This window comes from Piscirickettsia salmonis LF-89 = ATCC VR-1361, from assembly GCF_000297215.2.
Taxonomy (GTDB): Bacteria; Pseudomonadota; Gammaproteobacteria; order Piscirickettsiales; family Piscirickettsiaceae; genus Piscirickettsia; species Piscirickettsia salmonis.
In genome coordinates this window covers 2,136-14,010 of record NZ_AMFF02000058.1, presented here as the reverse complement: position 1 = coordinate 14,010, position 11,875 = coordinate 2,136, and the positions used below count along the sequence as shown (strand labels likewise).

9 protein-coding genes are annotated in these 11,875 nt (G+C 43.4%); 2 read left to right on the top strand and 7 right to left on the bottom strand.

What is annotated here, in order from left to right:
• Positions 1 to 149: 149 nt before the first annotated feature.
• Positions 150 to 473, top strand: a complete 324-nt coding sequence (locus tag C200_RS06045) for a late competence development ComFB family protein (protein WP_016210741.1) — start codon at positions 150 to 152, stop codon at positions 471 to 473.
• Positions 474 to 479: 6 nt separating this feature from the next.
• Here the strand turns inward: C200_RS06045 and purL are convergent, their stop codons facing one another.
• The 7 genes from purL to C200_RS06010 all read right to left on the bottom strand — a co-directional run bounded on the left by purL (position 480) and on the right by C200_RS06010 (position 11,617).
• Positions 480 to 4,376, bottom strand: coding sequence for a phosphoribosylformylglycinamidine synthase (gene purL, locus C200_RS06040; protein ID WP_016210746.1), 3,897 nt, complete (start codon positions 4,374 to 4,376; stop codon positions 480 to 482).
• A 96-nt stretch (positions 4,377 to 4,472) separates the two neighbouring features.
• Positions 4,473 to 4,958 (bottom strand): tRNA adenosine(34) deaminase TadA, encoded by a 486-nt coding sequence (tadA, locus tag C200_RS06035; protein ID WP_016210744.1) that lies wholly within the window; start codon positions 4,956 to 4,958, stop codon positions 4,473 to 4,475.
• 40 nt (positions 4,959 to 4,998) lie between these two features.
• Positions 4,999 to 6,579: a glutamine-hydrolyzing GMP synthase gene (guaA, locus tag C200_RS06030; RefSeq protein WP_016210743.1), complete on the bottom strand. Its 1,581-nt coding sequence runs from the start codon at positions 6,577 to 6,579 to the stop codon at positions 4,999 to 5,001.
• A gap of 68 nt (positions 6,580 to 6,647) precedes the next feature.
• Positions 6,648 to 8,105: an IMP dehydrogenase gene (guaB, locus tag C200_RS06025; RefSeq protein WP_016210739.1), complete on the bottom strand. Its 1,458-nt coding sequence runs from the start codon at positions 8,103 to 8,105 to the stop codon at positions 6,648 to 6,650.
• 155 nt (positions 8,106 to 8,260) lie between these two features.
• Positions 8,261 to 10,237, bottom strand: a complete 1,977-nt coding sequence (locus C200_RS06020) for a DUF6829 domain-containing protein (protein WP_016210737.1) — start codon at positions 10,235 to 10,237, stop codon at positions 8,261 to 8,263.
• 318 nt (positions 10,238 to 10,555) lie between these two features.
• On the bottom strand, positions 10,556 to 11,176 hold the full coding sequence (locus C200_RS06015; RefSeq protein WP_016210745.1) for a DUF2272 domain-containing protein: 621 nt from the start codon (positions 11,174 to 11,176) through the stop codon (positions 10,556 to 10,558).
• Between the two features lie 165 nt (positions 11,177 to 11,341).
• Positions 11,342 to 11,617: a hypothetical protein gene (locus C200_RS06010; RefSeq protein WP_016210742.1), complete on the bottom strand. Its 276-nt coding sequence runs from the start codon at positions 11,615 to 11,617 to the stop codon at positions 11,342 to 11,344.
• A 150-nt stretch (positions 11,618 to 11,767) separates the two neighbouring features.
• Here C200_RS06010 and C200_RS14905 point away from each other — a divergent pair.
• The coding region (locus C200_RS14905) for a helix-turn-helix domain-containing protein (protein WP_016209941.1) at positions 11,768 to 11,875 on the top strand (108 nt) is incomplete at its 3' end.

Below are 11,875 nucleotides of genomic sequence, written 5' to 3'. Positions count from 1 at the left end.
TTCGCAACTCCGCTCTGCTAAAAACCCGAACCTACCTCGGCCTACTCACCCCGTGCTTAGCACTCCATGGCTCGCAGCGCAAGAAATCATCTATACTGAACATTATAATGCGACAGAACTAGAATCATAGCCCAAGGATAGACTCGACAATGGATACTGTATACCTACCCTATACCGATGAAGACCTCGAGAATCTAGCGATTCAACTGGTTTACCAAGAAATTGATGAGATTATCAAGCACCAGCTCGAGGATTTTTGTCATTGTAAGGTCTGTATACAAGACATTGCAGCAATAGCTCTTAATCATATTCCACCGATTTATCAAACCAGCTGTATAGAAAAAGCGAAAACCTTAGCAAAGCAAGGGGGCCAGCTGAAAAAGCTGGCACGTATTGAAGTATTAAAGGCGATTCGTAAAGTAAAGATCAATAGCCACTGTCTAGATTTAAGACAAGACTCGATGCAAACTTAATTTTATTTAGCCTAGCCAAACACGGGCATTACGAAACATACGCATCCACGGGCTATTCTCAGCCAACTCTGGCGGGCACCATGACATTTGTACCGAACGGAAGGTCCGCTCTGGGTGTGGCATCATAATCATTACTCGGCCATCTTCTGAACACACGCCTGTTACCCCTTGTGGAGAGCCATTTGGATTATAAGGATAACGCTCTGTCACGCCACCATTATGATCGATATAACGTAAGCTGATCAATTGCTGCTCTATCAATTTAGACACACCCAACTCATCACTCAAGCGCGCACGACCTTCACCATGTGAGACGACAATCGGCATCTTCGCACCGACCATATCTTTAAAGAAGATCGACGCACTTGGCATCACCTCGGTCATCACCAAGCGTGCTTCAAACTGCTCTGAACGGTTACGTACAAAGCTAGGCCATAACCCAGCCCCTGGAATCAACTCTTTTAGTCCTGATAACATCTGACAACCATTACAGGCACCAAAGCTAAACGTATCGGTACGCTCAAAAAAGTTTTTAAACTCATCACGCACCTTATCATGGAATAAAATCGACTTTGCCCAGCCTTGCCCAGCACCTAACACATCACCATACGAAAAGCCACCACACACCGCCAAACCATGCATCTCTTTTAAGTCAGTCCGTCCTACCATTAAATCACTCATATGCACATCAATCGCGCTAAAGCCAGCACGATCAAAGGCAGCTGCCATTTCGCGATAGCTATTGACCCCTTGCTCACGCAAAATAGCCACTTGCGGCTTAGCGCCCGTTGCAATCATCGGGGCAGCCACATCATCCTCAGGGTCAAATGGCAGATCAACAAACAAGCCTGGGTTATCTTCTTCAAGTAAGCTATCAAATTCACTTAAGGCACATTCACTATTATCACGCATCTCCTGAATTCGGTAACTCGTCTCAGTCCAGGCACGATGTAAATTCACACGATTTTCAGCAAAAATCACATCCGCATGATGAGAAATCACCAATTGATCATGATTCGCCGTCTCACCAATATGATAACAACAGTCAGCCAAACCAAACTCAGCAAGCCGCGTCATCACAAACTCCATCTCATCATGTGGAATCTGTATCACCGCCCCGAGCTCTTCATTAAATAAAGAAGCAATCGCATCACGCCCTAAGGCATCTAAATAAAGATCTACACCCGCATGACCGGCAAACATCATTTCAGCAACCGTTACCAATAAGCCACCATCACTACGGTCATGATAAGCCATCAGTAACCCTTCTTGGTTTAATGCCTGAATCGCTTTAAAGAAGTTCAGCAAATACGCAGGATCATCCAAATCTGGTGCATCTACGCCAATTTTATTATAAACCTGACACAATGCCGAACCACCTAAGCGGTTCTTGCCATGGCCTAAATCAATTAAAATTAAATCTGTCTCACCTTGATTACAGAGTACCGGCGTTAAGGTTTTACGAATATCAGTCACGGGCGCCACAGCCGTAATGGCTAAAGAAAGCGGTGCAGTGACTGACTTTTTCTCATCACCCTCTTGCCAAGCACTTTTCATCGATAGTGAGTCTTTACCAACAGGAATCGACACTCCTAACGCCGGACAAAGCTCACGACCAATGGCCTCAACCGCTTCATACAACCCAGCATCTTCACCCGGGTGACCGGCGGCTGCCATCCAATTAGCGGATAATCTCACCCGTGATAAGTCTTCAATACTGCTGGCAGCAATATTAGTGATCGCCTCACCCACAGCAAGGCGCGCAGACGCTCCATGAGAAATTAAGGCCACCGGGGCACGCTCTCCCATTGCCATTGCTTCACCATGATAACCCTCATAGTCCGTCGCCGTCACCGCAACATCAGCAACGGCAACCTGCCACGGGCCGACCAGTTGGTCACGAGCCACAAGCCCAGTCACCGAACGATCACCAATCGTAATCAAAAAGCGTTTATCCGCCACCGCTGGCAATTGCAAAACACGGCCAACGGCTTCACCTAAATCCAAGCTTGCCGTATCTAAACCCAGTTGCTCTGATCGATAAGTCACGGCTGTACGTGCCAATTGCTCTGAACAACCAAAGAGCAAGTTCAATGGAATATCCACCGGGCGCTCACCCAGTAAACTATCGGTTAACACCAGCTGTTGCTCTGCAGTCGCCTCACCAATCACAGCATACACACAACGCTCACGCTCAGCCAACGTCTTAAAGGTATACAAATCATCTTCTGACACGGCGAGAACATAGCGTTCTTGCGCTTCATTACACCACACTTCTAAGGGTGACATGCCTGGCTCATCATTTGGAATCGCACGTAAATCAAAGCGTCCACCCAATCCAGCATCAGCAACTAATTCAGGCACCGCATTCGATAAACCACCCGCACCCACATCATGAATCGCCAAAATCGGATTTTTCTCACCAAGGCCCCAACATTGATTAATCAATTCTTGCGCACGCCGCTCCATTTCAGCATTATCACGCTGCACCGAGGCGAAATCTAATTCAGTATTGCTATCTGACTGATTCATCGATGATACCGCGCCACCGCCTAAACCAATTAACATGGCAGGGCCACCTAACACAATAATCTTTGTCCCAGGGGCAAAACGCTTTTTCTCTATGTGCTCTTGACGAATCACCCCAATCCCACCGGCGAGCATGATGGGCTTGTGATAACCACGCACTTCTATGCCTTCATGCGTTAAATATTGGTTTTCATAGGTTCTAAAATAACCACATAAATTCGGTCGGCCAAATTCGTTATTAAATGCCGCAGCACCTAATGGTGCTTCAATCATAATATCCAAGGCTGACGCAATATGTTCTGGCTTACCATACGATTGCTCCCACGGCTGAGCAAAACCTGGAATATTTAAGTTCGATACGGAAAAGCCAGCCAAACCGGCTTTGGGTAAAGCGCCGCGTCCCGTTGCCCCCTCATCACGAATCTCACCACCTGCTCCAGTTGCCGCCCCCGGATACGGCGAAATAGCCGTCGGATGATTATGCGTCTCCACTTTCATCACAATCGGCGTTGTTTCTAAACTTTTCGTATAAAGATGACTGCTGGTCTCAGGGAAAAAACGCACCCCTTCATAGCCTTCAATCACCGCCGCATTATCATGATACGCACTTAAGGTCCATTCAGGATGACTTTCATGCGTATACTTAATCATGCCAAATAGTGAATGCGGCTTTTTCTCTCCATCAATGGTCCAACTGGCACGGAAGATTTTATGGCGACAGTGCTCAGAATTAACCTGGGCAAACATCATCAGCTCAGCATCGGTCGGATTACGTTCTAACTCAATAAATTTTTTACATAAATAATCAATTTCATTCTCATCCAGAGCCAAACCTAAGCTCTGATTCGCCTGTGCTAACGCCTGACGACCTTGATTTAATAAATCAATATGGCCTAATGGCCGTGGCGACTCTTTGGCAAATAAAACCCCAGCATCAAGAAAACGATCAATCACCACTTGCATCATGCGATCATGGGCTAAGCTTTTAATATGATTTTTTTGCCTTGCTGACAGTACATGACCCTCTTTAGTTTGCACATAAAACGCCAGACCACGCTCAACACGTTGAATATCAATTAAGCCTGAATTATGAATAATATCCGTCGCTTTAGACGACCAAGATGAAATCGTCCCTGGACGTGGAATCACCACAAGAAGTTCACCTTGCGGCGACAGTACTGGGGCCATTTCACCATAGTGCAACAGTGAGTTTAAACTGTTTTTCTCATCGGCTGCCAACTCTCTATTTACATCAACAAAATACACATATTCACTATAAAGTTCAGAAACTTCTGGCACAACAGCTTGGATTTTATTAAGCAACTTTTGCAGCGAAAAGCTAGAATAAGCAGGCATACCACGTAATGTTAACATCGTTATTAACCCTTCTTTATATTAAAAGTCACTTAAATAAAGTCACTAGGTTTTAGGTTTAAATTTAAATTTAGGTTTAGCTATTTGTATTTGCTGTTATTGATGGTGGCGATTTGCATGATTTTCAAGACGACGACGCTTAAAAAAATGTTTTAATTGCTGTGCACACGCTTTTTCTAATACGCCACCACAGTAATCAACCTGATGATTATGATACGGCGCATTCAACAATTGTGCTGCACTGCAAATAATACCCGTTTTCGGATCATAAGCGCCAAACACCAAACGCTGAATACGCGCATGAATCATCGCCCCAGTACACATCATACACGGTTCTAAGGTCACGTATAACTCAGCCTGATCAAGGCGGTAATTACCTAAACGACTGGCAGCAAGCTTTAAGGCTTGAATTTCAGCATGCGCGGTCGGCTCTTGTGAGCGTATCGGCGTGTTATAGCTCTCAGCAATACACTCATCACCAACCACAACCACCGCCCCCACCGGGACCTCACCCAGACATTCTGCACGCGCCGCATTAGCTAAAGCACGCTGCATCCAATATTCATCACGGTCATTCTTCATATAACAAAAAAGCGCCCTTTTTAAAGAGCGCCATTATACACTATTCCCATTCAATCGTCGCCGGTGGCTTACCAGAAACATCATAGACCACTCGTGAGATTCCCGAAATCTCATTGATGATGCGATTAGAAACTCGCCCAAGCAACTCGTAAGGCAGCTCTGCCCAATGTGCCGTCATAAAATCAACAGTTTCTACCGCTCGCAGTGACACCACCCATTCATAACGCCGACCATCACCAACCACGCCGACTGACTTCACTGGCAAAAAGACCGTAAAGGCCTGACTGGTTTTCTCATACCAACCCGCTGCTCGTAACTCTTCAATAAAAATATGGTCAGCTAAACGCAATAAATCTGCATATTCTTTTTTAACTTCACCTAAAATACGCACACCAAGGCCCGGTCCTGGAAACGGATGGCGATAGACCATCTCATAAGGCAAACCTAATTCTAAACCAATTTTTCGTACTTCATCTTTAAATAATTCACGCAGTGGCTCAACCAAGTCTAATTTCATGTCTTCGGGTAAACCACCAACATTATGATGGGATTTAATCACATGGGCTTTACCTGACGCCGCGCCTGCAGACTCGATCACATCCGGATAAATCGTCCCTTGCGCTAACCATTTAGCATGGGTTAATTTTGCTGCTTCCTCATCAAAAATTTCAACAAATAAACGACCGATCACCTTACGTTTTTGCTCAGGATCACTAACACCTGCTAATGCAGTTAAATAACGCGCTTCAGCATTAACACGCGTCACCCGAATGCCAAAATGCTCAGCAAACATGCGCATCACATCATCGCCTTCATTAAGACGCAATAAGCCAGTATCAACAAAAATACAGGTGAGTTTATCGCCAATCGCCTGATGCAACAAAGAGGCAACTACCGATGAGTCAACCCCCCCAGATAGGGCTAAAATGACTTCATCTTCACCCACTTGCTCACGCACCTGGGCAATCGAGTCCTCAATAATTTTACCCGGCGTCCACAAGGCCTGGCACCCGCAAATCTCACGCACAAAACGCTCTAGAATACGCGCGCCTTGACGCGTATGAGTGACTTCAGGATGAAACTGTATACCATAATAGTGACGCGACTCATCGGCCATCACCGCAATCGGTGCATTCTTAGAGGATGCCACTAGTTTAAAACCCTCTGGCAACACACTCACATGATCACCATGGCTCATCCAGACATCCAGCACACCTTGATCCTCATGATTAATGCGATCTTCAATACCATCTAATAACAAAGAAGGCGCGATAATCTGCGTTTCCGCATAGCCAAACTCACTCTTATCGCAAGCGACCACCTTACCACCAAATTGCTCAGCGATCGTTTGCATGCCATAGCAGATGCCCAACACAGGGCAATCTAATTCAAAAACGATTGCTGGCGCCCGCACACTCGCGTCCATATCGTGCACTGACTCAGGTCCGCCTGATAAAATAACCCCCGTGGGCTGAAAGTCACGAATCCGCTGAGTATCCACATCAAAGGGCAACAACTCACAATAGACCCCTAGCTCACGTACACGGCGGGCGATAAGCTGGGTATACTGAGAGCCAAAATCTAAAATTAAAATCCGATCAGCATGAATATCTTGCGCCATTTTTATACCTTAAGCTAAAATATTTTACTCTATAAACAAAGACAATAAAGCCAACAAGAGACACGGCCTTAACGTGCTTGATAATTCGGCGGCTCTTTAGTCACAGTAACATCATGGACATGGCTTTCGCGCATGCCAGCCCCGGTAATACGTACAAATTCAGCTTTATTTTTCATAATCTGGATATTCGCACAACCCACATAACCCATACCTGAACGCAGACCGCCCATTAACTGGTGTACAACGCTGCGCATCACGCCTTTATAGTCCACACGTCCCTCAATGCCTTCTGGTACTAGCTTATCTGTCGCACTACCGTCTTGAAAATAACGATCACTCGAACCCTGGCTCATGGCTCCAAGTGATCCCATCCCTCGATACGACTTATAAGAACGCCCCTGAAACAATACGGCTTCACCTGGCGCTTCTTCGGTTCCAGCCAATAAGCCTCCGACCATAATACAATCAGCACCAGCAGCAATTGCCTTGCAAATATCACCCGAATAGCGCACGCCACCATCAGCAATCACACCGACACCCGTGCCTTTTAGCGCCTCAGCAACATTGGCAACGGCACTAATCTGCGGCACGCCCACACCTGCGACCACACGTGTAGTACAAATCGAACCGGGACCGATACCGACTTTCACCCCATCCGCACCTGCTGCAACTAAAGCCTTTGCTGCCTCAGCGGTGGCAATATTACCACCAATCACATCCACCGCTGGGTAGTGTTGCTTCACCCAAGTTACACGATCAAGCACTCCTTGTGAGTGACCATGCGCCGTATCGACTACGATCAGGTCAACACCAGCATCAACTAAGGCTGCAACACGCTCAGCCGCGTCTCCTCCAGCACCCACCGCTGCACCAACCCGTAAGCGACCTAAATCATCTTTACAGGCCAATGGGTTTTCCTGAGCTTTCATCATATCTGTAACCGTAATTAGGCCCTTTAGCTCAAAACTATCATTAACAACCAGGATCTTTTCCAAACGGTGTTGGTGCAATAATGCATGCACCTCTTCACGGCTTGCCCCTTCACCTGCGGTCACCAAACGCTCTTTTGGCGTCATGATATTGGCAATCGGCTGGTCATGATTCGTCTCAAAACGCACATCACGACTGGTGACAATACCAACCAGTTGATTATCTTGCAAAACAGGAACACCAGAAATACCATGCTGTTTAGTCAGCTCTAATAAACGCCGTACTGTCGTCTCAGGCGTTGCGGTGATTGGATCTTTAACAATACCGCTTTCATATTTTTTTACCATGCGGATCTGCTGCGCTTGCTCTTCAATCGACATATTTTTATGGACAATGCCAAGACCCCCTTCTTGCGCCATAGCAATCGCCATACGTCCCTCAGTCACCGTATCCATAGCGGCAGAGACTAGTGGAATATTTAGTCGAATATTACGCGTTAATTGAGTATGCAATTGAACTTGATTAGGCAGGACTTCAGAGTGAGCAGGAACAAGCAAGACATCATCAAAAGTCAATGCTTCTTGAGTGATACGCATCAGGAACCCTCCGCGGCTTTTCAACGAATAAAATTTCAAAGATTCTACGTAAATTCAATACAAAAAGCAATAGAAAAACTTAAATCATCGCTGTTTCTACACTCCAAACAATGACGAACAGTGACTAATTTTTTTATTTTTTAGTTAGAGGAGACTTAACCACACTCCAGATTAGCCAAGAAGGTATTGGTCGACGTTTGTGTTCTACCAAAGAAGAAACATGTACTAGAACGGTGCCCTGCCGTTGCAGTCGCTTTCAATTCCTTAATGAAGCCTAGTTTCGCATCTACACTCAAACCAGCATCTTGAATCATTTCCATGATCAAAGCCACTCGTTCTGGCACTTGCTTTTCCTGACCATCAGGCAATGTAATTCGGTGCCGACTACCACCAATACCAAGATCAAAGCCACACCCTTCTGCTTTATTTATAATCGCGGTTTCTATAGCATTGAGCATATACTGCTTACAATAGCTTATACACTCTTCTAGCTTTAATCTAACAACAGTACTCTCTAAAGAAGGCTCACAAACCAATCGCTGAACCTCGTTTTGCAAGCTTTGTAAAACTTTTATACTCGCTTCTGCTGATATAGCGGTACGAACACCAAATTCGATTGCAGTAAAAGCATTATCTAAACTACGCTGACGTGCAAGATCCAAAGAATGGAGTAACTTTTTTTGAATTCCATTAATATGCTTCAAAGCGCTTGATAACTGCAGGCATATAGCAAGAGACGGCTTCCTACCTGGCTGACTCTCAACATGATTGGGAACCAAGCCATCAAATACAGGCAACATCAAGCATTCCAATGCTGAGGCGTCCTCTTTTATGAAGCGCGTAAGATCATTAAAACTAATAGGAATCTCTTGGCTTACTTCACCCGCTTGAATCCGTGCATAATGCTCTTTTAAGCAACAGGCAATAATCCTTAGACCGATATTCAAAGCCATTTCTTGAGGAATTTTACCCTGATTTCTCGCTAATTCAGCAACCTCTGCCGACTCTGTTAAAGCAACCAACAATGGCGACATATAAGCCGGTGTTTGCAAGCGAGGATCTGCTTCATACAGAGTTAGAGTCTCAAGGTTATCTATAAATTCAGGGGTATTCTTAAGTTGTATAAAGGCTTGATTTAATTCCTGTGCAGGTGCTGGCTCAGTCATTCGCAGCATGCAAAGCAGCCGGCCAAGCACACGCTCATCCGTTGTCAAAGACGCTAACTGGTCAACACCTAACTCACACTGCTCCATTCTTTCTTTCAAATAAATCTCATAAACCCTCTCAGGTGTCTGATCTTTTAACAACATTAATATCGGTAAAAGAAAATCCAAATAAGATTCGGTCATTGCCTGATTTAATAAAAGTCTGCCGCCATTATGAGCCGCCGCGCCGGCGACATCTAGGCATTGCACTAACATATTCAATGATAAATAGTCTGCACCATGCTCATCAATCACCTGCTTTAATTTAGCTAATTCACGTTCTGTAGACTCTGCGTGGGCAAAATGGCCAAACTGAAAACCGGTATTAATTTTAGCAAGCTCAGAAAATACTTCTGGGCTTAGATTAGCTATCGAAGGCAAATATTTAGCGCAAACGGCTTGACCTTTTTGCAGTAAGGCTGTAATAAATTGATCTGGATCTTCGGCCTCTATCCCTTCTTCTGCGCGGATATATTGACGCAGTGGCCTAATTTTTCCTAAATCACCAATGACTAATTCAAGATCAACTACAGGCTTATATTCTGCATAATTGTATAACTCAGATAAGTGCTTTAATTGATCCTGGCTCACTTTCTCGCCAGAGACAACCGGCGATAAGGCAAAAAAAAGATAATTACCAAAAGCAATAGAATAAGCAGACATCAACGATAACATTGTACGCTCTAGTTCTAGACTGCGCTTATCTGCTGTTGCATACTCTAACAGCTCTTGAATCGGTAATGGCAACTCTAATGCTTGAGCATCTGGTAAATATTCAGCCGCTGCCGCATAAAGCTCATCCATCCAAGCCGTCATTGGCCCTAAATAATAATCAGCTGTGGCGTCAACATTCGACGATAAAAATGCTAACAGTTCAGGGTATTTTTCAAACTGATCCTTAAAAAAATCTTTCTTAAAGTCAAACATTACTAATTTCACCTAAATTTTATATTGAAAAAAATAAACAGGCAGGGTAAAACCTACTGATCACAGCCAAACCAGCAAACAAAAAATATAATCTAATTAACAAACATTAAAGCTAATCAAACATGTTATATATTTTTATAAAAAATTTATTTAAAAAGTGACATTCTTAATATATACAATATATAAATTAAGACATGTCAAAATAAAAATATGTTTCACTTAAAGTGACTGGGTCAAAGGAGCCACTCATCAGCGATTATCCAAATAACCCTTTACCTTTAACTAAAATTAAATAGATTTAAAAAAACTTCACACTTCTTAATAGATCATTTCTGAAATAACATGATTTAAACTCATATGAGTTATCCAAGGTCGTCTACTTTCATCTAATTTTCCATTAGATAAAATATAAGGCCGGGCTGTTACAGAATCGCCAACATTGCCACCAATAACGATAATTTCCTGATCAGTCACGGAAATTACAATATCACAATGAGAAGTATAACGCCCTGTAGCAAGCGCATTATCATAGCTCACGCCAGCACCTGCCCTGCCATAACCTAGTATATCACCCACTTTTACTTCCTTTTCATTCACCTTCAAGCCGTTATAAAGCACCATTGAATTATCGCGATCACGTATCGCTTGATTCATATAATCAGCATGCCGAATCGAACCTCTAAAAAATTTTTCAGTACCACTTAATTGCAACATAAATGAAATAAAAGCAGCAGACCATGGCCAATCTCTATCCTTACCATTCAAATCATGCCCCAGAAAACTCCAGTACTCACCTATACGATTTGACTGCGCAGGCTCACATTCTTGATAGCCCTCTTGAACCACATTATCGTCTTTATCGTATGTTTGCCCACCAAAAAATTGGTGCTCTGAATGTAAATAAGCAAGCAATCTAGATACGAAAACATCTTGACTCATAATATATCTCCATTAAAAATTAACTCACTATAGCCCCAATGTTAAATGAGGAAAACTATCTTGATGTATACTAATATTTATTTTCTAATATAAATAATCATAATTATTTATAAATTTAATATATTAATTAATATTAAAAATTAATACTTTTTAACCATCTCTAATTTATTGGGGTTGAACGGTCAGGTTCAAGCCATCAAGGCGGCCATCATGTTTATCCATATATTGCTCATAAAACTTAAAGGTTTGATGCTCATGCTCTGGATGAAATTTACCAAAACCATACTGTATCGCCAACATAACCTCCCAATCTTGCTCGCTTATCTCTAATAATTTTTTACATTCTAGCAAGTATGGCATAGCCACTTCATATGATTTTGATTTCAATAGACCTGATCGATGAGAAAGTATATTCACTGTATTTTTTAGAATAATATTCACAGGATCAATCGCTATCTTTGACTTTAAAAAAGTAGCAATGGTTAATTTTTTATGACTTCGCCCTCCGTCATCTGAAGTGCAACACTCAGTAGAGAGTTCATATTCATACAGATAAACTCTCTAGTTCGCCTTTTGACTTAGAGGGTAGAGATGGTTTATCGGCACTTAAATGAAAAAGATCGTTTTTATATCGAACAACGGTTATCAGAGGGAGACTCGCTCAGATCAATTGCTAGAGCACTTGGTTTTTCTCCTAGC

Excerpts from the sequence above, each read along its gene's own strand:
- C200_RS06045 (WP_016210741.1), top strand. The coding sequence starts at position 150 with ATGGATACTGTATACCTACCCTATACCGATGAAGACCTCGAGAATCTA.
- purL (WP_016210746.1), bottom strand. The coding sequence starts at position 4,376 with ATGTTAACATTACGTGGTATGCCTGCTTATTCTAGCTTTTCGCTGCAA.
- tadA (WP_016210744.1), bottom strand. The coding sequence starts at position 4,958 with ATGAAGAATGACCGTGATGAATATTGGATGCAGCGTGCTTTAGCTAAT.
- guaA (WP_016210743.1), bottom strand. The coding sequence starts at position 6,579 with ATGGCGCAAGATATTCATGCTGATCGGATTTTAATTTTAGATTTTGGC.
- guaB (WP_016210739.1), bottom strand. The coding sequence starts at position 8,105 with ATGCGTATCACTCAAGAAGCATTGACTTTTGATGATGTCTTGCTTGTT.
- C200_RS06020 (WP_016210737.1), bottom strand. The coding sequence starts at position 10,237 with ATGTTTGACTTTAAGAAAGATTTTTTTAAGGATCAGTTTGAAAAATAC.
- C200_RS06015 (WP_016210745.1), bottom strand. The coding sequence starts at position 11,176 with ATGAGTCAAGATGTTTTCGTATCTAGATTGCTTGCTTATTTACATTCA.